A 24,775-nucleotide genomic window follows, 5' to 3' on the forward strand; every position below is an offset into this window, starting at 1 on the left:
ATTGCCGGTTCACCGCGAACCGGAACACTGAAACCCATTGCTCCAGAGAGCCGTCTGCGCCGCTGCGCGGGACGGGCGCCGCCGTGTTGAACCGAGAACTGATTGCACTGTCGATGGCGCTAGCGCCGCTGCTGTCCGGGGCGCAAGTCGCACCGGCGCCGCGCTTCGACATCCTCGAGTTCGAGATCGAGGGCAATACCGTACTGAGCGCCGCGGCCGTGGAAAAGGCCGTCATGCCCTTCATGGGACCGCAACGCCAGATCGAGGACGCCGACGCGGCGCGAGCTGCGCTGGAGAAGGCCTACCAGGCGGCCGGCTACCTGACCGTCTTCGTCGACCTACCCGAGCAGCGCGTGGACGATGGCATCGTGCGGCTGACCGTGCTCGAAGGCCGCATCGAACGCCTGGCCGTGACGGGTGCGCGCTACTACGACCAGGGCCAGATCCGCCAGCGCGTCGCCGAGCTGGCGCCCGGCAGCGTGCCCAACTTCAACGAAGTGCAGCGCCAGCTCGCCAGCGTCAACACCGGCGAGGAGAGGCAGGTGCAGCCGGTGCTGCGGCAAGGCCGGCTGCCGGGCACGGTCGAGGCCGAACTGCAGGTCAAGGACAAGCTGCCACTGGGCGGCAGCGTCGAGCTCGCCAACACCGGCAGCGCCAACACCGAGCCGATGCGCGCCACCGCGTCCCTGCACTACGACAACCTCTGGCAGCTCGGTCACAGCATCGCCGCGACGCTGATCACGGCGCCGCTCGCGCCCGCGCAATCGACCGTGGCCCTGCTGAACTACAGCGTGCCGCTGGAGGGCGGCCGCAACCTGCTGTTCACCGCCGTCCATTCCAACAGCAGTGTCGACACGCTCGGTGGCACGCAGGTGCTGGGCAAGGGCAGCACCTACGGCCTGCGCTACATCACCCGGCTGGAGCCCGGCGAGGCCAGCAGCCACACGCTGAGCCTGGGCGCCGACTACCGCGACGTTCAGGAGCAGCTCAAGCTGGGCAATGCCACCATCGCCAAGCCGCTGCGCTATCTGCCGCTGCAGCTCGGCTTCGCCGGCAGCTGGTTCAGCAAGACGACGCTGACCCAGCTCAATGCCACGCTGGCCCTGGGCCTGAGGCCGCTGATGGCCCGGCGCATCGACGGCTGCGAGCTGGAGGACGGCAGCCTCGGCAACGACGACCAGTTCCGCTGCAAGCGCAAGGGCGCCGACGGCGGCTTCGCCACGCTGCGCGTCGACCTGCGGCATACGCAGAGCTTCGAGACCCTGGGTGGCACCGTGGTGGCGCTTCGCCTGGCGGGCCAGGTCGCCTCGCAGCAGCTCACCAGCGCAGAGCAGTTCTCGCTCGGCGGCAGCGAGACGGTGCGCGGCTATGTCGAAGGCGCCGCCGTGGGCGACCACGGTCTGCTCGCGTCCGTCGAGCTGCGCAGCCCCAACCTGGCGCCCGGTATCAGGCGTGCCAATCCCGGCCCCGCGCTGGACGACTTCAGCGACCTGACCCTGCTCGCCTTCATCGACGCCGGCAGCCTGCAAACCCTCAACCCTGACGCCGGCCAGAACCGCCGCCAGCCCCTGCTCGGCACGGGCGGCGGACTGCAATTGGGCCTGCGCAGCGGCATCAACTTCGATCTGCTGTTCGCCCAGGCCCACAAGGCCCTGGCCAACCAGGCCCGGGCCGAGCGCCGCGTCCACGCCCGCATGGCGGTCAAGTTCTGAGAGCCCCCCATGCCGCGCGCCTCGCTCCGCCCGCCCCTGACCCAGCCGCCGCACCCTCGCCCGGCGCCGCCGGCACCGCCCGCTCCGCACTGGGGCCATGCCGCCCTGCAGCCGCTTGTGCTCGCGCTGGCGACGGCACTGCCATGGCAGGCCATGGCCCAGACGGCCAAGCCCGCGCCCACCGCTCTGCCGGTGCCGGCGGGTTCCAGCGTGGTGGGCTGGCGCACCTATGGCAGCGGCCAGAGCCAGCTGCCGACCGCGACGCCCAATGCCAAGGGTGGCCGGGACATGCTCATCCAGCAGTCCGACCCGCGCGCCATCTACAACTGGGCCAGCTTCAACATCGGCGAGTCCAGCTCGGTCACCTTCGACATGGCGCAAGGCGGCAGCAGCGCGCTCAACCGCATCCACGACGCCAACCCGAGCCAGATCTTCGGCAGCCTGCGCACGGGCAAGAACGGCGGCGAAATCATTCTCTACAACCGCAACGGCATCCTGTTCGGCAGCGGTTCGTCCGTCAATGTCGGCAGCCTCATCGCCACGACGCTGAGCCCGCGCGACGCTGATTTCAAGAGCGGTTTCTCGGCCAATGTGCTGGGTTCCGATCCGGCCTTCTCCTACCACTACGACCCAGCCCCCGACGCCGGCCTGTACGGCAGCAGCTATGTGCAGGTGGCGCCGGGCGCCCAGATCAGCAGTGGCGAGGGTGGCCGCATCCTGCTGTTCGCCAAGCAGGTCAACAACGCGGGCGGCATCACATCGCCCGGCGGCCAAGTCGTGCTGGGCGCGGGTGCCGAGGCCTATCTGCGCCTGCCCACCGGCGATGCCCTCTATGCCTCCGAGGTCAACCCGGCCGTGCCCTCGCTGCGCGGCCTGCTCGTGGACATGGGCAATGCCGGCCTCAGCACGGCCGGTGACGGCAGCGTGGCCAACCAGGCCAGCGGCGTCATCAGCACGCCGCGCGGCAACACCACGCTGGTGGGCATGGCGGTCAACCAGGCGGGTCGCCTCAGCGCCACCACCAGCGTGTCGCAGAACGGCTCCATCCTGCTGCTGGCGCAGGGCAGCGCGTCCACCACCGGCATCGGCCCGGGCGACGACCGCTACAAGCGCGCCCAGGCCAATGGCGAGCTGGTGCTGGCCACCGGCAGCCGCACGGAAATCCTGCCCGACAACAACGGCGCCGACGGCAAGCCTCTCACCTCCGACGACAACTCCACCTTCGTCACCTCGCGCCTGCAGCTCAACGGCGCCAACGTGAGTCTGCAGTCGGGCGCGCAGATCGTGGCGCCCGGCGCCCAGGCCTCCATCCGCGCCACGACCAAGCCGATCTACGACGACCAGCCCGGCAAGCTCGACGCCTTCACGCCCGACGCGGGCCGCGTGACCATCGCCGCCGGCGCGAGCATCGATGTCTCGGGCACAAGCGACACGACGGCCAGCGTCGGCCGCTTCTTCGTCACCACCGAGCTGCTGGGCAGCAACGACCTGAAGGATGCGCCGCTGCAGAAGAGCGGCCTGCTCTACCAGAACAAGGTCACGCTGGACGTGCGCGGCAGCTCGCCCATCCTCGGCGACCTGAGCAACTACCGCGGCGCCCTGCAGCGCAGCGCCAGCGAACGCCTGTCCGCCGGCGGCGGCCTCAGCCTGCTCGCGGGTGACGCGGTGCTGATGGCCAATGGCGCCAGCATCAATGTCTCCGGCGGCCAGGTCAGCTACACCGATGCCCTGGTCAGCCCGACGCAGCTGACGTCCTCCACCGGCCAGAACTATTCGCTGAACAGCGCGCCCAGGGACCTGGCCTATGTCGGCACGGCCAATGCGCTCAAGAACGTCAATGCCTGGAACCGCAATGGCGCCGCCGTCGCCTTCGGTGCCCAGCCGCAAGGCCGCATCGAATCGGGCTACAACGAAGGCCGCGCCGGCGGCTCGCTGTCGGTGCTGGCGCCCAGCACCGTGCTGGGCGGCCAGCTGCTGGGCACGACGACCCGCGGCCAGCGCCAGACCAATGGCGTCGACGCCCTGCCCACAGCCGCCTCGCTGGAACTCGGCACCAGCTTCCACCAGTTCGCCTTCGGCAACACGGCCTATGCCGGCGCGGTGCTGGGCGCGCTCAAGCTGAGCAGCAAGACGCCCACCCTCGACTGGGACCAGTTGCTCGCCAGCCCGGCCGGCCTGACATCGCGGCTCTCCACCGAGCAACTGGGCAGCAGCGGCTTCGGCCACATCACCCTCAGCACGGTCGGCGATCTCAGCCTGCCGGCTCGGGCAACACTGACCCTGCCCGCCCTCGCCAGCCTGACGTTGAACTCGCAGAACGGCCACGTGATCCTCGGCAGTTCGCTGCGCCTGCCCGGCGGCAGGCTGACGGTGCAGACGCAGTTCAACGGCGACATCCAGGTCGGCACGTCGCAGGCCGACGACAACCCGGTCACCCTGGACGTCTCGGGCGCCTGGACCAATGCGCAGCTCGACGGCGCCGGCTCCGCCAGCGGCACGGCGGGCGGCAGCATCACGCTCAATTCGCAGCGCAGCGTCATTGCCGCCCCGGGCAGCACGCTGGACGTGTCGGGCGGCGCCTTCGTCGACGCGGGCGGCACGGTGCGCGGCGGCAATGCCGGCAGCATCGCGCTGAGCTCGGGCTCCAACCCCACCGCCGTTGACGGCCCCGCGCCCAGCCAGCGCCAGTTGCTGATCGAGGGCCTCCAGCTGCGCGGCTATTCGACCACCCAAGGCGGCAGCCTGAGCCTGACGGCGCCCAGCATCGTCATCGGCGACTTCGCGTCCAGCCTGACGACCAACACCAGCGACGCCGCCAGCCATGCCGGTGGCCTCAGCCTGTCCAGCGCCTTCTTCAACCAGGGCGGCTTCTCCCGCTACACCCTCGATGGCCGCCAGGCCTTCGACGTGCAGGCCGGCACCGTCATCGCGCCGGTCGCGGACTACTGGCTGATCGGCCCGCGGACCGCGGCCACCGCCAGCGGCAGCGTCGGCTTTGCGGGCACCGGCCTGCCGGGCAACCGCATGGCCCAGGTCGTCAACCTCGACCTGCGCTCCAGCGGCCTGGGCGTGGAGCAGCCCGACGGCCGGCTCAGCGTCCAGACTGGCAGCCGCTTTGACCTGCAGCCGACCGCCAGCCTGTCGCTGTCGGCGGCCACCAGCCTGGACTTCGACGGCAAGATCAAGGCTGCGGGCGGTCGCGTCAGCTTGGCCAGCGGCACCAGCTCCAACCGGGCCAATACCGTGCCCCTGTACTTGTGGCTGGGCGCGAACAGCGTCATCGACGTGGCCGGCACCACCGTGCTGACACCCAGCACCGATGGTCTGCTGCACGGCCAGGTATTGAACGGCGGGACGGTCAGCCTCGCCACGAGCAGCCCGCTGTCCTCCAGCCTGATCTGGCAGACCGGCAGCGTCATCGACGCCAGCGGCAGCGCCGGCATGCTGGATGTGCCCCTCGCCGGCTCCGGCACCGTCAGCGTGCTGCGCCAGACGGTGACCAGCACGGGCGGCAGCATCGGTTTCACCGGCAACGGCGTGATGCGCCTGGAGGGAAGCCTGCGCGCCGCGGGCGGCGGCCCCTCAAGCGCCGGCGGTCAGGTCAACGTCACCCTGACCAGCGGCACCGACACCATCGGCAACCCGTCCAAGCTAGTGGAGTTCGCCCTCACCCAGCAAACCACGCAGACAAGCGGTGCGCTGACCCCGGACCATCTGTCCGCGCCCGGCGCCCTGCTGCCCGCGGCGTCGATCTCCGCCAGCCAGATCGCGGCCTCAGGCGCGGCTGACCTCAACCTCTCGCTGCAGGACGGCCTCTTCATCGAGAACGGTGTCCAACTCGCCCTGCCGCGCCTGCTCAGCATCGACACGCCTTATCTGCGCATGGCCGATGGCGGCCGCGCGGCGCTGTCGGCCACGCAACTGCAATGGGGCTTCGCACAGCCCGCGTCCTTCGTAGGCAACGACAGGCGAGTCGTCGACGCCAGCGGCGGCAACGGCCAGTTGCAGCTGTCGGCCGGCAATGTCGTGCTCAGCGACCGCATCGTCACCCAGGGCGTGGGCACGCTGGGCCTGACGGCCAGCAACGACATGCGGCTCCAGTCTCGCGTCTTCGACAGCAGCAACGCCCTCACCGGCAGCCTCATCACCCGCGCCGACACGACGCTGAGCGCTGCCCAGATCTACCCGGCCACCGACACGGTCTTCACCGTCGACGCCAGTGGCCATCAGCTCACGCTGCAGAGCCCGACGGACAAGCCCGTGCCCGATGCGCCGCTGAGTGCCGGTGGCACTCTCAAGCTGCAGGCCGACACCGTCGACATCGGCGGGCGCCTGCGTGCCCCGGGTGGTGCCATCTCCATCGTCGCCAGCAGCGCCATCCGCGAGCACGGCGGCGCCTCGATCTCGGTCAGCAGTGCGGGCCAGAACCTGCTCTTTGGCGGCTTCAGCAGCGCCGGCTGGTCCAGCCCCCAACAACAGGGCAGCGGCACGCTGGCCAGCCCGCCGGTCAAGACCATCAGCCTGCAGGCGCCGGTGACGGATCTGCAAGCCGGCAGCGTCATCGACTTGCGCGGCGGCGGTCAGCTGCTGGCCTGGCAGTTCGTGCCCGGCCCGGGTGGCTCGACCGACGCCTTCACCGGCAGCAACGGCGCCTTCGCGCTGATCCCGAGCCTCAAGCTGCAAGGCGCTTTCGACATGGGCCTCGCAGCGTCGACGCCAGGGCTGGGCAGGCAGCTCACGCTGGGCGATGGCGGCCCCATCCCCGCCGGCAGCTACACCTTGCTGCCGGCCCGCTACGCCATCCTGCCCGGCGCCTTCCTGGTCCAACCGGTGAACGGCGGCACCGCCCTGGGCCTGGGCAGCTCGCAGCTGCTGGCCGACGGCAGCAGCTATGTCGGCGCGCGCCTGGCCGACGCCGGTACTGCCTTCCAGTCTGCGCTGACCAGCACCTGGTGGGTGCAGAGCTCGAGCCAGGCCCTGAAGCGTTCGGAGATCCGCACCAGCAGCGTCGACGCCTTCTTCGGCGCCGCCGCCCAGCGCGATGGCGTGGTCACGCCTGCACTGAGCACCGATGCCGGCCGGCTGGTGATCAACGCGCCTTCCCTCAACCTGGGCCTGACCCTGCAAGGCGCGCCGGGCACCACGCCCCAGCCCTCGGGCGATGCCCTGCCGGGCCGCGGGTCGCAGGTGTTCATCGCCGCTTCGTCCCTGCAGGTGGGCGGCTCATCGACCGACGCCTCGACCCTGGTGCTGGACCCGGCGCAGCTGAACGCCCTGGGCGCCAACCTGCTGGTCCTCGGCGCGGTGCCAGGTACGCCCGCACCGGACGCGCAGGGGCTGAATGTCAGCGCCGGCACGCTGAGCGTCGCGGCGGGCACCCGGCTGCAGGCCAACGACCTCGTGCTGGCGGCCAGCGGCGCCCTGGGTGTCGGCGACGGCGCGCAGCTGCTGGCCCGCCCCGACCCCTCGCAACTGGGCGCCACCAGCGTGGGCGACCTGCGCATCAACGGCGACGGCGCGGCCCTGCGTCTCGGCACGCAGGCCGGCGTCCATCTGCTGCGCAGCCCGACCCTCACTTCGAACCCGCTGCTCAGCCTCGGCAACAAGCTGCTGCTCGACAGCGGTTCGGGTGCCATCACGCTGGACAGCTCGGCCCAGGCCAGCGTCGGCAGCGGCCTCAGCCTGAAGGCCGGCAGCGTCGACCTCGGCGCCGGCCGCCTGGGCCTGGGCGGCGTGCGGGACAGCGCCAGCTGGTTGCTGGATCCGAGCAGCTTCACCGGCCTGGACACCGTCGCCAGCCTGACGCTGCGCGGCTACCAGTCCATCGACTTCGCGCCCGGCAACGACATCGGCGGTGCCGGCCTCGGCAAGCTGACCCTGGACAGCCCCTTGCTGCGCGGCCCGCAGAGCGGCAGCGCCAGCGTCAGCGCGGCGAAGGTCACGCTGACCAATCGCAGCGGCCTGACACCTGCCGTCCTTGGCAGCACGGCTGCGGCCGGCAGCCTCAAGATCGTCGCCAGCGATCTGCTGTCGACAGCCGGGGGCGCGCAGAGCGTGGACGCCGCACTGACGCAGTGGCAGGCCGGCAATCTGGTGCGCCTGGACGGCGCCAGCAGCCTGGTCTTCGGCGGCGCTCTGACCGTCAGCGCACCGGTGCTCGGCAGTGGCGCCGGCGCCGATGCCAGCTTCTCCATCGCGGGCCGCTTCAGCCTGCTCGGCACACCGGCGGCGTCGACCGCAGCGGCTGCCCCCCTCACGCCGGCCGGCCGGCTGCAGATCAACGCTTCGGACGTGGTCCAGGGCGGCCGCATCGACTTCGCGGCCGGCAAGGTGCAGATCACCGCCACCCAGGGCGACCTCAGCCTCGCCGCGGGCTCCACCACCTCGGTACGTGGCCAGACCGTCAAGCTCGGCGACACCGCCGTCGACCTGCCCGCCGGCCAGCTCGTCCTGCAAAGCAACACGGGCTCCTTGGAACAGGCAGCCAGCGCCGTCATCGATGTGTCCGGCGCCGGCCAGGGCGACGCGGGCCGCCTCGCCGTGCTGGCGCCGCAGGGCAGCATCAGCATGGGTGGACAACTGCTGGGCAGCGCCGCCCCCACGGCCCAGAGCGCCAGCCTGTTTCTGGACAGCGCCACGCCGACCGACCTCGCCCAACTGGCCGCCCAGCTCGCCGGCGCCAACAACTTCACTGCTTCGCTGACCGTTCGCAACCGCCAGGGCGACCAGCAACTGTCCGCCGGCACGACCCTGACCGCCCACGACATCAGCCTCGTCAGCGACCAGGGCCGGCTGACCCTGGCCGGCGGCAGCCTGCTGGACACGCGCAGCGCGCCGGCCGGCCGGCTGCTGCTGGCTGCCGGCGGCGACCTGACCCTGCAAGCCGGCGCGCAACTGCTCGCCACCGCCGATGCCCAGGGCAATGGCGGCAGCGCCGAACTCGCCAGCACGGCCGGCACCGTCAGCCTGCTCAGGAACGCCATCATCGATCTGGGCGGCGGCTCCGGCGCCGACAGCAGCGGCGTCCTCACGCTGCGCGCCGCCCGCACCGGCCTGGGCGCCGACAACAGCGGCGCCGGCACCGACGTCCGCATCGCCCCCATCGCCGCCAGCCTGAACCATGTCGCGCTGATCGACGTGCAGGCCGTCAAGACCTATGCCGGCGTCAGCGTCATCGCCGCCGGCACGACACCGCCCGTCGCCAGCCCGCCGCCTGCGCCGGCGCCCTCACCCGCGCCGAGCCCGACACCCGCCCCGGCGCCGGTGCCTGCTCCGAGCCCCTCTCCCAGTCCGTCGCCCGCACCAGCGCCGGCGCCGACGCCACCGGTCGGCAATCCGGCCGACACCTCGAACACCAATCCGCCCACACCGCCCGGAGCCGGCGGTCCCGCGCCTTCGCCGGCCCCGGCGCCGGGGCCGACCAGCCCTTCGACGGGCAACGGCAACGACACCACGCGCCCGACGCTGCCGCCGCCGCCGCCGACTGCAGCGCCAGCACCGCCCGCGACCACGCCTTCCAACGGCAACGGCAACAACACCACGCGCGGCACGCTGCCGCCCTCGCCGCCGACGGTCAAGCCGGCACAGGCGCCCGCCACGGCCACGATGGCTATCGCGGCCGCGGCCGACGCACAGGCCAACGCCACGCCGGCTCCGCAGCCCTCGACGGGCAATGGCAACGACACCACCCACGGCACACTGCCGCCACCGCCCCCGGTGGCGCCCGGCGTCGGCGGCCCGCCGGCCCCCGCTCCCACGCCGACGCCCCCAAGCCCCGGGCCATCACCGGCCCCGGGGCCCGCTCCCGTGCCCGGCCAACTCGGCATCGCCAGCATCAACGCCGACAGCAGTGACTTCATCGCCCATGCCGCAGAACCCATCGCGCAGCGCCTGCTCGGTGGCCACCTCGAAAATCTGCGCGTACGACCGGCGGTGGAAATCCGCTCCAGCGGTGACCTGACGCTGGCCACCGAGTGGAATCTGCCACTGCTGCTGCAGGCCGACCGCACCGCCACGCCCCACGCGGCCGAGACCACCGTCACGCTGCGAGCCGCCGGCTCGCTGACGCTGAACTACGGCATCAGCACGGGCTTTGCGGCCAGCTCCGCCACCACGGCCACCAACCCGGACAGCTGGGTGGCCAGCAGCGCGTTGGCCGGCGGCATCCGCCTCGTGGCCGGGGCCGACCTCGGCGCCGCCGACACCCTGTCCACGCTGGCCGGCGCCAGCACGGCCACCCTGACCATTGGCCGCGCGCCCACGCCCAACAGTGCGCCCGCCACCGTGGCCGTGCGCAGCAGCACCGGAGCCCTGCGATTCGCATCAGCCGGTGACGTGGTGCTGCTCAATACCGGCGCCAAGGTCTACACCACCGGCGTGCCCGTGCTGTCGCAGGACCCGCTGGCCGAGCTGCTGCCGGCAGCGCCGGCGGTCGCAACGCCACCGCCGCCACCGCCGCCAGCCCCCACGCCCGCACCAGCACCCAGCCCCGCACCGTCGCCTTCGCCAGCCCCGACACCCGCGCCGTTCCCAACGCCGGCGCCGCCGACCCAACCGTCGACCGGCAACGGCAGCGACACCGCCAACACCAACCCACCGCTGCCTCCCGGTACGCCCGCACCACCGCCGCCACCCGCACCCGCACCTGCGCCCGCCCCCGCGCCGGCTCCTGCGCCGGTGCCGCTGCCACCGGGCCCGCCTTCAGGGCCGCTGCCCTCCGGGCCTTCCAACGGCAACGGCAGCGACACCTCGACCACCAATCCACCGCTGCCGCCGGGCACACCCGCACCAGCGCCCGCCCCGGTGCCTCCCGCGCCACCGGCGCCCGCGCCCGCGCCCGCACCGGTGCCGCTGCCGCCCGGGCCGCCGCCGGGCCCGTTGCCACCCATGCCCTCCACAGGCAACGGCAGCGACACGTCGACCGTCAACCCGCCTTCGCCGCCCGGCGCCAACAACGGCCCACCGCCACCGCCTGGAGCGCCCACGTCGCCGTCCATCGGCAATGGCAACGACACCACCCGACCCGTGCTGCCACCACCGCCGCCGACCGCGGCGCCCGTTGCCGCACCGACATCGCCATCGGCCGGCAACGGCAACGACAGCACCCGCATCAAGCTCCCGCCGCTGCCGCCGACGGTCAAACCGGCAAACGCCGCGGTCAATGCGCAGATGCAGTTGGCGAGCGCCGCTGCCGTCACCGTTCTGCCGTCCACCGGCAATGGCAACGACACGACTCACGGCACCCTGCCGCCCCCGCCGCCAGTCGCTCCCGGCGTGGAGGGCCCGACTCCTTCGCCGAGCCCTTCGCCCTCTCCCGCCCCATCGCCCACGCCTGCACCTGCTCCAGCCCCCACGCCGACCGCGCCCCAGACCGGCGACCCGCTGGCGCAGGATCAGCTCGGCCTCAACCTGGCCGCCCTCAACGCCAATCTGCAGGTGGCCGGACGCACGCCCTTCCTGCAGGGTGGCGGGCGCATCGAGATCCGCGCCGAGCGGGACCTGCGCGGCGCGGTGCTGGGCAGCACCCAGCGCGACGTCACGCAATGGTGGTGGCGGGCCGGCCAGCCGACGGCCTGGTGGTCGCGCTATGACCTCTTCGGCCAGGGCATCGCGACCTTCGGCGGCGGCGACGTGTCGCTGAGCGCCGGCCGCGACGCGGTGCAGGTCCACGCCTCGGCCGCGAGCAACGGCTGGCGCGGCGTGCCCACCGGCCAGGCCGACACCACCACCGGCGCCTTCACCCGCGGTGGCGGCAGCGTGAGCCTGCAGGCCGGGCGCGACATCGTGGCCGGACGCCTGTTCGCCAGCGACGGTGCGTTGCAGGTCGGCTCGGGCCGGCGCATTGCCAGCGACGACGCCGCGACGACGAGCGCGGAAGATGCGCGCCTGCAGCTGCTGTACGGCAGCACGCAGGTGCAGGTGCAGGCGGCGTCGGACATCGACATGGGCGCGGTACGCAGTGCCGCGCTGGCCCGCCCCGACAGCAGCACCGGCTCCAACACCCTGGGCCTCGGCCTGGCGCTCGGGGGACTGGATACGGGCGCCTCGCTGACGGTGCAAAGCGCCAGCGGCGACGTGCGCATCAGCAGCACCGCGGGGCGTCGCAACGGCGGCGCACCGGACGCGCTGGACCTGCTGTTGCCCGGCTCGGTGCAGGTCACCGCACCGGACGGCAGCATCCAGTTCGACCAGTCGCTCAACCAGATGCCCAACCAGTCGGCCCGCACCGTGCTGCTGGCGCAGAACAACATCACGGTCGGCAATGCGGCCATCGGCGCCCAGGGCCCGGCCCTGCCAACCGGTGCCTATGCGCGAACGCCTTATCTGCAGGTGCTGGCGAACGCCACGCAGAGCTACTCGGCACCGGCCCGCAATCCCGACGTGGCGGGCACGCCGGTGGCCGCACCGTCGCCGGCCGTGCTGGACAACAGCGACCGCAACCCGGTGCGCCTGCTCGCCGTGCTGGGCGACGTCGTGCTGACCAACAACTTCGGCTCCGCGCGGCCGCTGGACATCGAGGCCGGCCACGACATCAACCTCTCCGGCAGCACCGCCGCCATCCGCGTGCAGCAGCAGGACCAGCGCCTGGACAATCCGTCCGCCACAGCGGCGGTCAGCGAGATCAGCGTGCTGAAGGCGGGACGGGACATTGCCGGCCTCAGCCTCAACATCGCCGGCCCCGGTGACCTGGTGCTGCTGGCCGGCCGCGACATCCAGCTGGACAGCGGCAGCAAGTCGGGCATCGAGGCCTCGGGCAACGTCAACAACAGCAATCTGCTGCCGGCCCGCGCCGCCAACATCAGTGCCGTTGCCGGCCTGCGCGGCGACGATGTGGACTATCGGCTCGCCGCACGCCAGGGCTTCCAGCTGATGGGCGTGAGCGGCTGGGAGGGCCGGCTGGCCAGCCTCTACGCGGCGGTGGGCGGCAATGTGCCCGGCTTCGCCGCGCTGAAGACGCCCGGCCAGCTCGATGCCCTGCGTGTGCTGATCGGTGCCAGCGACTACCAGGCCGGCATCGCCAGCTATGTGCGGGGTCTGCCGGCACGCGCCGACGCGGGCGACCAGGCCCTGCGCATCGCCGCCCTGCTGGGCAAGCCCGTGTCCGACCCTGCGGTCGCGGCCTTCGCCAAGGCCGTGGGCAAGACAACCCTGCCGGCATGGAGCGAGCTGAGCGCCAGCCAGGCCGCGCAGGCCTTCGACGGCCTGTCCGAGGCCCAGAAGACCGGTGCCGTCACCAGCCTGCTGCTGACCCGCTTCGGCAATCTGCCCACGGCCACGCGCCAGCAGGTGCTGCTGGCGACCGCGAGCCCGGCGCAGCTGGACGCGCTGGGCGACTATGTGCGCCGCGTCACGCAGCAGCCCCAGCTCTCCGATGCCGAGGCGCTGGCGCGCTTCGAGAGCCTGCCCATCGAGCGTCAGGTCCCGTGGCTGAACACGCAGCTGGTGGCCGAATTGCGCAACGCCGGCCGTGCGGCAGCCGCACTGCAGGGCGATGAGCGCTGGCTGGCCTATGCCAACGCCTACCTGGCCGTGAACACCGTCTTCCCTCTGGACGGACTGGCCCAGCGCCCCAACGGCGACCTGGTCCTGCCCGCCAGCCAGATCAAGACCCAGCAGCAGGCCGACATCGACCTGTTTGCACCGGGCGGCGGCGCCAATGCGGGCGAGGTGGTGGCCAGCGGCCTCACCAAGTCACCGAGCCAGCTCGGCATCGTCACCGTCAACGGCGGCGACATCTCCGCGCTGGTGAAGAACGACTTCGCCGTCAACCAGTCCCGCGTGTTCACGCTGGGCCAGGGCAATCTGCTGCTGTTCTCCGGCGCCGGCAGCATCGACGCCGGCCGCGGCGCCAAGACCGTCGTCGGCGCACCCGCGCCGGTGCTGCGCCTGGACAGCCAGGGCCGCCTGGTCTACGACACCTCGGGCTCCTTCAGCGGCTCGGGCATCGCGGTGCTGAGCAGTCGCAGCGATCTCGACCTCTATGCCCCCACCGGCGACATCAATGCCGGCGAAGCCGGCATCCGCTCCAAGGGCAATGCCTTCCTCGCCGCCGAGCGCCTGGTCAATGCCATCGACATCCAGGTCGGCGGCAAGACCACGGGCGGCGGCAAGGTCGACGTGCCCGCGCCCGTCATCTCGGCACCGGGCAACACCACGCTGGACAAGTCCGTCGTGGCGGCCAACACCGACGACACGGGCGAAGACAACAAGAAGAAGCGCCGCCGCCGCAACCTCATCCTCGAGTTCCTCGGCTTCGGCAGCGCCAGCAACAGCGGCCAGTGATTCACGAAAGCAGACCCATGCGCAAAGCCCTCACCGCCCTCGTCCTCGCCGCCCTGCTGCCCGCCAGCGCCCACGCCTGGTGGAACGCCGACTGGAGCGAGCGCGCCAAGATCACGCTGAACACCTCGGCCCAGGGCCTGGAGACCAAGGAGGCCGCCAGCGGCGTCGCCGTCGCCGTGCGCCTGCACTCGGGCAATTTCGATTTCACGGCGGCCAAGGAGGACGGCAGCGACCTGCGCGTCGTCGCCGGCGACGACAAGACGCCGCTGAAGTTCAGCATCGAGCGCTTCGATGCCGTCAACGAACTGGCCGTGCTGTGGGTGCAAGTGCCGAGCGTGCTGCCGGGCAGCGACAAGAACCTCTTCTACGTCTACGGCGGCAATGCCAAGGCTGCGGCCGAAGCAGACGCCAGCGGCTTCGATGCCGCCACCGTCATCGCCCTGCACTTCAGCGACAAGCCGGCGGGTGCCGATCAGCTCGGCGCCGTCAAGCCCCAGGGCACGCTGCTGACCGAGCCCAACGGCCTGCTGGCCGCCAGCGCCAAGCTCGGCGGTGAGGCCATCGTCTATGCGCTGTCGGACAAGCCCGTCGTCGACGCCGGCAACCAGCTGACGGTCAGCCTCTGGGTCAAGCTCGACGACGTGCAGCGCGCGACGCTGCTGAACTGGGGCGGGATGACACTGAGCCTGAACGGCGGCAAGCTGGTCGCGCGAGCCGACAAGGCCGAGATCAGCGGCGGCGAGGTGGCGCCAGCGCGCTGGACCCAGGTCGCGCTGCGCCTGGGCCTGGGCAAGGCCACCCTCTTCGTCAACGGCGCCCAGGTGGCCCAGGGCGACGCCGCGACACCGGCCCTGGGCAGCAGCCTGCGCCTGGGTGAAGGTGCACGCGGCCTGATGGACGAGGTGCAGGTGGCCGCGGCCCTGCGCAGCGCCGACTGGATTGCCGTCGCCGCTGGCGCGCAGGGCGCCGAAAGCAAGCTGGTCGCATCCACGCGCGAGGCCAAGGACGCCGCCGAGGCCGAAGGCGAGAGCCACGGCTATATGGGCATCCTGGTCAAGAACCTGACGCCCGACGCCTGGGCCGTCATCATCATCCTGGCCATCATGTTCGCCATCGCCTGCTGGGTGATGGTCAGCAAGGGCGTGCTCGTGACCAAGGTGGCCAAGGCCAACCGCAGCTTCGTGCTGCGCTTCCGCGAGGCGAATGACGAGCTGCTGAAGCTGGAGGAGCATGCGCCGCATCCGCACTCGCCCATCTACCGCCTCTACCAGGCCGGCGTGCGCGAGCTGGCCAAGCGCAAGGTCGGCGAGGAAGGCGCCAAGCCCTTGTCGGGCGCATCGCTGGACGCGGTGAAGGCCTCGGTCGATGCCGACTATGTGCGCGAGAACGCGCAGCTGAACTCGGGCATGGTGTTGCTGACCATTGCCATCTCGGGCGGCCCCTTCCTCGGCCTGCTGGGCACGGTGGTGGGCGTGATGATCACCTTCGCCGCCATCGCGGCCGCGGGCGACGTCAACGTCAACGCGATTGCGCCGGGCATTGCCGCCGCCCTGCTGGCGACGGTGGCCGGCCTGAGCGTCGCCATCCCGGCCCTGTTTGGCTACAACTACCTGGCGTCGCAGATCAAGAACGCGACGTCGGACATGCAGATCTTCATCGACGAGTTCATCACTCGCGTTGCAGAACTGTACGGGGCGCAGTAATGAAGCTCCTCGTCCAACGCAGACGTTGGCCGGTCCTCCGAGAGGACGGCGATGCATGCGGCGTCGAGCCGCATGCACATCGCCACGGCGGGCCGGCTCGGGAACTGGAGTCGGACACAAGCAGTCCCTGCGGACTGCCTGTGCCTACGGAAGGCCATGGGCCTCTGGCCCATGGCAGGCCCAGCGCTCGGCCCGAATGCAGGAGCGGCGGTCATGGCCGGTGATGTAAAGGGCGACAACCAGCCCTACGACGACATCAACGTCACGCCGATGCTGGACCTGGCCTATGTGCTGCTCGTCGTCTTCATCATCCTGACGACCGCGTCGGTGCAGGGCGTGAAGGTGAAGTCGCCCGAGACGCAGGCGGCCAACAACCTGGCCAAGCCGCAGACGCGCGCCATCACCATCACCGCGGACGGCGGTGTCTACCTCGACGCCTACCCGGTGGACATGGAGCAGCTGCGCACCTCGCTGGCCCAGTACAAGTCGGCCAACCCGGCCCTGCCCGTCGTGCTGAAGGCCGATGCGGCGGCCCAGTACGACAAGGTCATGCAGGTGCTGGAGGTGGCCAAGAAGCTGGACATCACCGAGATCGGCCTGGTGACCAAGCGGGCGGGGAGCTGACATGCAGGTCAACCAGGACGCCAAGCCCTACGACAGCATCAATGTGACGCCGATGCTGGACCTGGCCTATGTGCTGCTGGTCGTCTTCATCCTGATGACGACGGCCTCGGTGCAAGGCCTGAGCATCAGCATGCCCAAGCCGAGCAACAAGCCCAGCACGGAGAAGCACGAGCTGAAGATCGTGCAGGTCATGCCCGACGGCGGCGTGCTGCTCAACGGCGTCGGCGTCAGCCTGGCCGAGCTGGAAACCCAGCTCACCGCCGCCAAGGCGCGCGATGCGCAGATGTCGGTCGCCATCAAGGGCGATGCGCGCACCCAGTACGCCAGCGTCATCGCCGTCATCGACCTGTGCAACAAGCTGCAGGTCAACATGGGCCTGGTGACGAGCCGGATCGGCACATGAGCACGTCCAAGCTCAAGCTGCTGGCCGTCGCCGGCTTCCTGCTGCTGGCCCTGGCCGCCTGGTGGGGCATCAAGCACATGAAGGCCGAGACGCCCAAGCGCCAGGTCGCCAAGATCGCCATCCTGCCGGACACGCCACCGCCCCCGCCACCTCCGCCCAAGGACGAGAAGAAGCCCGAGCCGCCGAAAGACGAACCCAAGCAGGTGATGCGCGAGGAGCAGATCAAGCAGGTCGAGGCGCCCAAGCCCGCCGAGGCCATCAAGATGGAAGGCGCAGCCGGCGACGGCCCCAGCGCCTTCGCCGCGGGCAGCGTCGGCAAGGAGTACAGCGGTGGCGCGCCCAGCACGGGCGGTGCCAGCGGCCCCGCCGGCACGGCGGCCGACCGTGCCCAGGAGCGCTTCTATGCCAACACCGCGCGCCAGCTGCTGCAGGGCGAGATCGAGCGGCATCTGAAGTCCGACGGCGAGGCCCTGACCGCCACCTTCGCCGTCTGGCTGGAGAAGGACGGCGGCATCCAGCGCTACGAACTCAGCCCCAGCGGCAACGACACCGCCGACAACGCACTGCGCGCCGCCCTCGACGAGACCCGCCGCCAGTTCAAGCTGCCGCCCCCGCCGGCCCTCGCCCTTTCGCAGCCGCTGCGCTTTCGCCTCAGCGTGCGGCCGCAAGCCTGATTCCGACCTTTGCCTCCCGCCATGAAACCCCTACTCACGCTGCTGACTGCCAGTCTCATTGCTCTGCCCGCGGGCGCGCAAACCTCAGACAAGGAAGAGATCGCCCGCCTGCGCGCGACGACCCAGGCCCTCATCGACGCGCTGGTCGCCCAGGGCCTGCTGACCCGCGACAAGGCCGAGGCCATCCTCAAGCAGGCCCAGGCCAGCGCCGCCGTACCCGCGCCGCAGCCGGCCCAGGCAGAAGCGCCCAAGGTGCTGCGCATCCCGTATGTGCCCGAGACCGTGCGCCAGCAGATGCGCGACGAGATCAAGGCCGAGGTGCTGGCCCAGGCCAAGGGCGAGCGCTGGGGCCAGCCCGACGCGCTGCCTGACTGGGTGGGCCGTGTGAAGGTCAGTGGCGACATCCGCGCCCGCGCCCAGAGCGAGTTCTTCGACGAGCACAACGTGCCCGCCGAGGTCTACCGCGCCCAGACCACCTCGCCCACCTGGGCGCCCGACCTCACCAACACGACGACCGATCGCCAGCGACTGACGCTGCGCGGCCGCCTCGAGGTCGACGCCAAGCTCAGCGACCAGGTGCTGGCCAGCATGCGCCTGGCCACCGGCAGCACGGGCAACGGCGCCACGTCCACGTCGCAGACCCTGGGCAGCGACTTCAACCGCTACACCATCGGCCTGGACCGCGCCTACATCCACTGGCAGCCGCCGCTGTTCTCCAACGGCCTGTCGGCCGACTTTGGCCGCATGCCCAACCCTTTCTACAGCAGCGACCTGGCCTGGCCCGACGACCTCGCCTTCGACGGCGTCGCCACCAAGCTCAGCCACGCCTTCACGCCGCAGCGCTCGCTGTTCGCCACCGTCGGCGTCTTCCCGCTCGAGGAGCTGAACCTGTCGACCCACGACAAATGGCTGCTCGGCGGCCAGCTGGGTGGCGAGATCGACCTCGCCCGCGGCGTGCAGTTCAAGCTCGGCCTGGCTGGCTACGAGTTCCGCCACATCGCCGGCCAGCGCGAATCCACACCGCCGCCCGGCGGCCCGCGCAACGGCACGACCAACTACTTCGCCTCGCAATACGCCAGCAGCCTGCGTCTGAAGGGCAACACGCTGATCAACATCAACGACCCGACCAGCACCGCCGCGCCGACCTGGGGCCTGGCCTCGCGCTTCCGCCCCATCAACCTGACGATGGGCCTGCAGCTCGACTCGCTGCTGCCCGTGCCGGTCGGCTTCACGCTGGACTGGATCAGGAACACCGGCTTCAACCGCCAGGACATCGAGGCCCGCGCCGGCGTGGCCATGCCCGAACTCGCAGAGAAGACGACGGCGGTGCAGGGCCGCATGCAGGTCGGCAGCCCGAAGCTCGCGCGCCGCGGCGACTGGCAGGCCATCGCGGCCTTCCGCGTCGTGCAGCGCGATGCCTGGGTCGATGGCTTCACCGACACGACCTGGCATCTGGGCGGCACCAACTACAAGGGCTGGTCCATCGGCGGCAACTACGGCCTGGACCGCAATTTCTGGCTCGGTGCGCGCTGGACCAGCACGCGCAACCTGGACGACGGCGTGCGCTTCCTGGCCGTGCCGACCGACCCGACCTCGCTCAGCGGCAACCTCAGCAGCGCGCCGCTGCGCATCGATGTGCTGCAGCTGGACCTGAACGTGAGGTTCTGACGATGAAGCGCTTCGCCCTCCTCCTGCTTGCCATCGGTCTGAGCTGCGGCGCCCAGGCCCAGGACACCAAGGTCTCCAAGGAACGCGAGGCCTTGCGCCGTGCCCAGGCCGCGCTGCGCGCCGCGCAGGAGCAGCAGTCCAGCCTGCAGGCCGACAAGGCCAGGGCCGAGGCCGATGCAGCGGCGGCTCACAAGGAAGCCGCTGGCGCCAAGGCCCAGATCGCCGGTGGCGCGGCCAGGCTCAAGGCCCGCGAGGCCGAGCTCGAGACGCTGCACACCCAGCTGCAGGCCGCCAGGCAGGCACAGCAGGAGACCGAGGCCAGGGCCGGCGAACGAGAGCAGACCCTGCAGCAGCAAGTGTTGGCCGCTCGCCAGGAAAGCGCTTCGCGCCTGCAGGCCAACCAGGCCATCACCCAACTGCTGGAACGCAGCACCCAGGCTCTCGCCGACGCCGAGGCCAAGAACCATCAGCTCTATGCGCTGGGACAGGAGCTGGTGAAGCGATGGCAGGGAAAGTCGGCGGTGGATACGGCGCTGCTGCAGGACCCAGTGCTGGGACTGACGGCGGTGCGCTTCGAGGATCAGGCGGAGAAGTTGAGGGGGGAGTTGGAGGCGAAGCGGGTGAGGTGAGGTTCGGCTTGAGACCCGGTCACATAGGATGGCGCACTTCCGCAAATGCACAGGGTCATGCCCTCTCTGGCGTCGCTGACACCTCGGCGCACCATGGCCACTCGCAGAAGCACCTCAGCCATGATGCCGCGCCACCTCCTCCCTCTTGTCGCCTCGCTTGCTCTCCTCGCCGCAACGCCAACTGTCTTGTCTGGTGAGCCGGAGATCATCTTCAAGGACAAGAGCGGACGCGTGCTGACAAAACGCGATCTCGAGGGCACCACCGGGAAGGTCAACTGGGAGATTGCGTCCAGCAAGCCTGTTCCGTCCGCCGCCAGGGAACTGCATGACCTCGGACGGCGCGCAGGCCAGCAGGGCAAGAACGAAGCTGCTCTTGAATACTTCTCCCGCGCAGCCAAGGCGGCCCCGGATTGGCCCTACCCCCTCTACGACGCCGCCTTCACCTATCTATTGCAACGTCAATACGTCAAGGCGCTCGATCTCTACCGCCAGGCAGATCGACTGGCTCCGCGAGGCTTCTTCACCTCCAAGACGGCCGTTCATTGGCTCCAACGGGAAAAGGACGGAACCCTCCCCGAGGGCACCTATCTGGCCTATCTGAGCCTGGAATGGGTGGCGCCGGAACAGCAAGCCAAGCTCATTCAAGCCCTGGTCGACCAAGTGCCCGCGTTCGCGCCCGGCTGGAAGGCACGCGCCTATGGCGAGCCGGACCTGGACAAGCGTTTGGGCTACATCGCCAGAGGCCTTGCGGCCGACCCTGACGCAGAAACAAAAGGCTTTCTCTTGATTAACAGGGCCACAGCCCTTCAACAGCAAGGCAAGGCGGCAGAGGCGAAGGCAATTCTTGGCTCCCTTGCCTTGGATCCAGCCTCGCCCCTCGACATTGAAGTCCTTTCCAAGCTTACGTTGGCGAACTTCGCCCAGCGTGGGCGCCCATGACGCCCACGGCTCGCGAACTCGTCAAGCCCTGTCACGCCGCACGTAGCACGTGCAGCGGATCTGCAGACACCGCGGCGAATCGTAGAAAAGCCCCGGGCAGGTGAACTGCGCGGGGCTCTTGCCAGGTGCTCTTCTGGTCGCCTGTGCCGACTCAGCTCACCGCTTCAGCTTCAGCAGCCGCGCTGCGTTCATGCCGGGCGCACAGCATGGCCGCCAAGTGCTCGGGCACATCATTGTCAAAGCTCATCAGCAGGTCGGAAGCCTGGCCTGCAGCGGCGGCCCTCAGGACTTCGGCCACGCAGGTCCTCTGCGCGTCGGTCGCCGGCTGCTTGAGCTTGGCCTCCAGCAGCGCGACAGTCTCGTTGCGCAGGCGGTCGGAGCCCAGCACCTGCCAGGCGTAATCGATCTCGTAGCGCTGCACGGCGTCCTTCAGGCTTTCGCCGTCGAGCCGGGATTCTTCGGCAAAGCGGGTCAGCGGGCGGGTGCAGAGGGTCTGGGTGACGAGCGCCAGCAGTTCGTCGTGCGAGGGGGTGTTTGCAGCGGCCACGGGTGGGTCCTTGATCGATCAACAACCCACGGGGATTGGCACTGTCGAAAGTCCATGGGCGGACCGGCGAACACCGGCGGCGGGCGCCGGGACAGAGGAGCCAGTGCAAGCACCGAACCGCTGCCGAAGGAGAGGTGCCCAGGGGGCGACACCTGAAACGCCAACATCGGCGGGTTGCTGCCGAGAGGGGCGGAATGCTCGGGATCGGTCGGACCGATCCCTCGGCCTGAGCGGCCCCGCTCAGGCCCGTGCTGGCGCACGTCCAAGGCAGTCCACTGGACTGCCTTGAGCGAACCACTCGGTGGTTCTCATCCGCCCCAGGCCACCCCAAATGAAAACGGCTCCCGTGGGGAGCCGTTTTGCATTTGGTGGCCTGGGGCGGAATCGAACCACCGACACGCGGATTTTCAATCCGCTGCTCTACCAACTGAGCTACCAGGCCTTGATCTGGTTCGTGAACGGCTGGCGCCGCTCAGCGAAGTCCATGACTATAGCACAGGGTTTTCAGCTCACCCGGCCCCGCCGCGCTTGTTGCGGCTGAGGTCGACGCCCAGCTGCTTGAGCTTGCGGTAGAGATGGGTGCGCTCCAGGCCGGTCTTCTCGGCGACACGGGTCATGGAGCCGTTTTCCTTGGCGAGATGGAACTCGAAGTAGCTCTTCTCGAAGGCGTCGCGCGCCTCGCGCAAAGGGCGGTCGAGCTCGAAGCTCTGCTCGGACGCCAGCGAGTTGCCGGGCATGTGGCTGTTGCCGGCCAGGCTCACGGGCGCCGCCTGCAGGCCGGGGCTCATCTCGGGGCGGGTGTAGCTGGGCATGCCGGGGCTGGCGGGCGCCGGCCGGGGTGGCGCGGTCTTGACCAGGGCCTGCTCGACGGCGCGCAGCAGTTTCTGCAGCGTGATGGGTTTTTCGAGGAAGGCGATGGCACCGAACTTGGTGGCTTCCACCGCCGTGTCGATGGTGCCGTGGCCGCTCATCATGATGACGGGCATGGTGAGCAGGCCGGCGCCGCCCCATTCCTTGAGCAGCGTCACGCCGTCGACGTCGGGCATCCAGATGTCGAGCAGCACGAGATCGGGGCGCATGCGCTCGCGCACTGCCCGCGCCTGAGTGGCGTTCTCGGCAAGCTCAATGGTGTGTCCCTCGTCGCTGAGGATTTCGGACAGCAGAGCACGGATGCCCAGCTCGTCGTCGACAACAAGAATCGTGGCCATGAATCCTTAGGTCTTGGCGCCTTGCACACCGGGCTCGGTGGCGGCGACCAGATTCGAAAATGATAGCGAAACTTGCGCCCCGATCACGACAGCCTCGAGACTGCCATCAGCGGGAGAACCCGCATCGGAAGCGGGATGCAGGTTGCGCAAGGCGATGCGGGCACCGTGTTCGTCGGCGATTTTCTTGACGACGGCCAGCCCCAGGCCGGTGCCCTTGGCCTTGGTGGTGACATAGGGCTCGAAGGCGCGCTTGAGCACTTTCTCGGCGAAACCGGGGCCGTTGTCGACGATGTGCAGGCGCACCGAGCGCGGCGTGCCAGTCTCGGTCAGCGACAGCGAGGAGCGCACGGTGACGTGGCCGTCGGCGCGCTCGTGGACGGCGTCCAGCGCGTTCTGCACGAGGTTGTGGATGACCTGGCGCAACTGGCTGGCATCGCCCTTGATGTGGGGCAGGCGCGGCGCCAGTTCGGCCGTCAGGCGGCCCTTCTCCTGCGGCTCGGCGTAGAGGCTGAGCACCTCGTGGATGAGGGCATTGAGGTCCAGCGGGTGCAGTTGCGCCGAGGGCAGGCGGGCGTAGTCGCGGAACTCGTTGACGAGCTGCTTCATGGCCTGCACCTGGTTGACGATGGTGGCCACGGAGCGCACCAGCATGGCCTGGTCAGGCCCTTCGAGCTTGGCCTCGAGCTTGTGCTGCATGCGCTCGGCTGAGAGCTGGATGGGCGTCAGCGGGTTCTTGATCTCGTGGGCCAGGCGGCGCGCCACCTCGCTCCAGGCGGCCGAGCGCTGGGCCGACACGACCTCGGAGATGTCGTCGAAGACGACGAGACGGGCACCATGCGGCAGCGGCGCGCCGCGCACCAGCAGGGTCAGCGGGTCCTGCTTGGGGTCGAGCTGGAGCTCGAAGGAGTCCTGCCAGAGCTCCCGGTCCATGTCGCGCTCGCCGCTGTCGCGGCCGATGTGCTGCTCGAAGCGCTGGTCCAGCGACGCGGCGAACTCGGCCAGGCTGGGCACGTCGGCCAGCGGCCGGCCCACGTAGGCGGACAGCGGCAGGCGCAGGATGCGCGTCGCGCCGGGGTTGACGGTTTCCAGGCCGCCGTCGGCGTCGAAGACGAGAACGCCGGCGGTCAGGTTGTCGAGGATGGTCTGCAGATGGGTGCGGGCGGCATCGAGCTCGGCCACCGTGCGCGACACCTGGGCGCGGGCGTCGGCGAGCTGGCCGGTCATGTCGGCGAAGGAGCGCGTCAGGCCGCCCAGTTCGTCCCGCGAGGCCAGCACCGGGCGCACGGAGAGGTCGCCCTGGGCCACCTGGCGCACGCCGTCGGCCAGCATCAGCAGGGGGCGAGCGAGCTGGTTGCCCAGGGTGACGGCCAGCAGCAGGGCCGCGAAGGTGGCCAGGATGAGCACCAGGGTCAGCGTGCCCAGGTACATGCGGCGCAGGCCGACGCGCTCCAGCGAGCGCTGCTGGTATTCGCTGTTGGCCGTCTGCACGGCCAGGGCGTTGGCCAGCATGCTGGCCGGAATGCGCTGGATGACCATCAGGTAGCGCTCGCCCAGGCCCAGGCGCAGTTCGGTGCTGGGCAGCAGGGCCAGGGTGCGGATCTGGGCCCCGCCCTGCACCGCCGCGGCCTCGTCCTCCAGGCCCTCGAGCTGGCTGGCCACGCCGCCGCCGCGGGCCTGGCGCAGCATGGTGCCGCTGGGACGGTCGGGCGTCAGCTGGCGGGTGTCGCCGCCGCTCTCCAGCAGGATCTGGCCATTGCCGCCCACCAGGGCGACGGTGCGGGCGCCGAGCTTGTCGCGCACCCGCTCCAGGCCGATTAGCTGGGGCGTGCTGCTCTCGGCGAGCTGATCGGCGGCGTCGCGGGTCTTGGTGCCGAGGTCGGCCACCAGGGCGTCCAGCGTGCCGCGCCCGAGGTTGAGGCCGGCCTCCAGCGCGCTGGCCAGCTTGACGTCGAACCAGGTCTCGATGCTGCGGTTCACGAACTGGTAGGAAACGGCGTAGATCATCACGCCGGGCACGACGCCGACGAGGGCGAAGATGGCCGCCAGCTTGAACAGCAGGCGGCTGCCGAAGCGGCCGCTGCGCACTCGCAGCACCAGGCGCACGGCGGCGGTCAGGATGACCAGGGTCAGCACCGCGGCGACGCCCACGTTGACCCAGTAGAGCCAGTGGTAATGACGCTCGAAGAAGCCGCGCTCGGAGGTGGTGCCGACGGACAGCAGGAAGGCCAGCACACCGGCAACGCCGGTGAGGGTCACCAGCGTGATGACCCAGCCCCATCGAGCCACTTTGGTCATCTCAGTAGCTCCGGCGCCGAATTCGCGGGCCGAGCGCCGGGCCGCTCCCTAGCCGGCCCGTCATGGCGATGTGCTTGCCGGTCGAGCCGGC

At 70.4% G+C, this 24,775-nt stretch carries 12 protein-coding genes and 1 tRNA gene; 9 read left to right on the forward strand and 4 right to left on the reverse strand.

Features of this window, described 5'->3' with window-relative positions; genetic code table 11:
• Positions 1-86: 86 nt before the first annotated feature.
• The 9 genes from AC3WOE_RS13555 to AC3WOE_RS13595 all read left to right on the forward strand — a co-directional run bounded on the left by AC3WOE_RS13555 (position 87) and on the right by AC3WOE_RS13595 (position 20,634).
• Positions 87-1,712 carry a ShlB/FhaC/HecB family hemolysin secretion/activation protein gene (locus AC3WOE_RS13555; RefSeq protein ID WP_492691141.1) on the forward strand — a complete coding sequence of 542 codons (1,626 nt, stop codon included), beginning with the start codon at positions 87-89 and terminating at the stop codon, positions 1,710-1,712.
• A 9-nt stretch (positions 1,713-1,721) separates the two neighbouring features.
• Entirely contained in the window at positions 1,722-13,994 is a 12,273-nt protein-coding gene (locus AC3WOE_RS13560; protein ID WP_492691142.1) for a filamentous hemagglutinin family protein, read from the forward strand.
• Positions 13,995-14,011: 17 nt separating this feature from the next.
• Positions 14,012-15,697 carry a DUF2341 domain-containing protein gene (locus AC3WOE_RS13565; RefSeq protein WP_492691143.1) on the forward strand — a complete coding sequence of 562 codons (1,686 nt, stop codon included), beginning with the start codon at positions 14,012-14,014 and terminating at the stop codon, positions 15,695-15,697.
• 213 nt (positions 15,698-15,910) lie between these two features.
• Positions 15,911-16,321: an ExbD/TolR family protein gene (locus AC3WOE_RS13570; protein ID WP_492691144.1), complete on the forward strand. Its 411-nt coding sequence runs from the start codon at positions 15,911-15,913 to the stop codon at positions 16,319-16,321.
• Between the two features lies 1 nt (position 16,322).
• On the forward strand, positions 16,323-16,724 hold the full coding sequence (locus AC3WOE_RS13575) for an ExbD/TolR family protein (RefSeq protein WP_492691145.1): 402 nt from the start codon (positions 16,323-16,325) through the stop codon (positions 16,722-16,724).
• Positions 16,721-17,398 carry a TonB C-terminal domain-containing protein gene (locus tag AC3WOE_RS13580; protein WP_492691146.1) on the forward strand — a complete coding sequence of 226 codons (678 nt, stop codon included), beginning with the start codon at positions 16,721-16,723 and terminating at the stop codon, positions 17,396-17,398. The genes AC3WOE_RS13575 and AC3WOE_RS13580 overlap by 4 nt, the downstream gene beginning before the upstream one ends.
• Before the next feature lie 21 nt (positions 17,399-17,419).
• Complete coding sequence (locus tag AC3WOE_RS13585) at positions 17,420-19,066, forward strand: putative porin (protein ID WP_492691147.1); 1,647 nt, start codon at positions 17,420-17,422, stop codon at positions 19,064-19,066.
• A gap of 2 nt (positions 19,067-19,068) precedes the next feature.
• Positions 19,069-19,695 carry a hypothetical protein gene (locus tag AC3WOE_RS13590; protein WP_492691148.1) on the forward strand — a complete coding sequence of 209 codons (627 nt, stop codon included), beginning with the start codon at positions 19,069-19,071 and terminating at the stop codon, positions 19,693-19,695.
• A 120-nt stretch (positions 19,696-19,815) separates the two neighbouring features.
• Positions 19,816-20,634 (forward strand): hypothetical protein, encoded by an 819-nt coding sequence (locus AC3WOE_RS13595; protein WP_492691149.1) that lies wholly within the window; start codon positions 19,816-19,818, stop codon positions 20,632-20,634.
• A 151-nt stretch (positions 20,635-20,785) separates the two neighbouring features.
• Here the strand turns inward: AC3WOE_RS13595 and AC3WOE_RS13600 are convergent, their stop codons facing one another.
• The 4 genes from AC3WOE_RS13600 to AC3WOE_RS13615 form a co-directional block, all read right to left on the reverse strand.
• Positions 20,786-21,181 carry a hypothetical protein gene (locus AC3WOE_RS13600; protein ID WP_492691150.1) on the reverse strand — a complete coding sequence of 132 codons (396 nt, stop codon included), beginning with the start codon at positions 21,179-21,181 and terminating at the stop codon, positions 20,786-20,788.
• A 366-nt stretch (positions 21,182-21,547) separates the two neighbouring features.
• Positions 21,548-21,623 (reverse strand) — tRNA-Phe (locus AC3WOE_RS13605).
• A gap of 67 nt (positions 21,624-21,690) precedes the next feature.
• Complete coding sequence (locus AC3WOE_RS13610; RefSeq protein WP_492691151.1) at positions 21,691-22,389, reverse strand: response regulator; 699 nt, start codon at positions 22,387-22,389, stop codon at positions 21,691-21,693.
• Positions 22,390-22,395: 6 nt separating this feature from the next.
• Positions 22,396-24,684 (reverse strand): sensor histidine kinase, encoded by a 2,289-nt coding sequence (locus tag AC3WOE_RS13615; RefSeq protein WP_492691152.1) that lies wholly within the window; start codon positions 24,682-24,684, stop codon positions 22,396-22,398.
• Positions 24,685-24,775 lie beyond the last annotated feature (91 nt).

It is taken from the genome of Roseateles sp. FW305-36, assembly GCF_058787015.1.

What these genes read in the sequence shown, in the direction of transcription:
- AC3WOE_RS13615 (WP_492691152.1), bottom strand. Translation starts at nt 24,684, where the DNA reads ATGACCAAAGTGGCTCGATGGGGCTGGGTCATCACGCTGGTGACCCTC.
- AC3WOE_RS13590 (WP_492691148.1), top strand. Translation starts at nt 19,069, where the DNA reads ATGAAGCGCTTCGCCCTCCTCCTGCTTGCCATCGGTCTGAGCTGCGGC.
- AC3WOE_RS13560 (WP_492691142.1), top strand. Translation starts at nt 1,722, where the DNA reads ATGCCGCGCGCCTCGCTCCGCCCGCCCCTGACCCAGCCGCCGCACCCT.
- AC3WOE_RS13610 (WP_492691151.1), bottom strand. Translation starts at nt 22,389, where the DNA reads ATGGCCACGATTCTTGTTGTCGACGACGAGCTGGGCATCCGTGCTCTG.
- AC3WOE_RS13595 (WP_492691149.1), top strand. Translation starts at nt 19,816, where the DNA reads ATGATGCCGCGCCACCTCCTCCCTCTTGTCGCCTCGCTTGCTCTCCTC.
- AC3WOE_RS13570 (WP_492691144.1), top strand. Translation starts at nt 15,911, where the DNA reads ATGGCCGGTGATGTAAAGGGCGACAACCAGCCCTACGACGACATCAAC.
- AC3WOE_RS13565 (WP_492691143.1), top strand. Translation starts at nt 14,012, where the DNA reads ATGCGCAAAGCCCTCACCGCCCTCGTCCTCGCCGCCCTGCTGCCCGCC.
- AC3WOE_RS13585 (WP_492691147.1), top strand. Translation starts at nt 17,420, where the DNA reads ATGAAACCCCTACTCACGCTGCTGACTGCCAGTCTCATTGCTCTGCCC.
- AC3WOE_RS13575 (WP_492691145.1), top strand. Translation starts at nt 16,323, where the DNA reads ATGCAGGTCAACCAGGACGCCAAGCCCTACGACAGCATCAATGTGACG.
- AC3WOE_RS13580 (WP_492691146.1), top strand. Translation starts at nt 16,721, where the DNA reads ATGAGCACGTCCAAGCTCAAGCTGCTGGCCGTCGCCGGCTTCCTGCTG.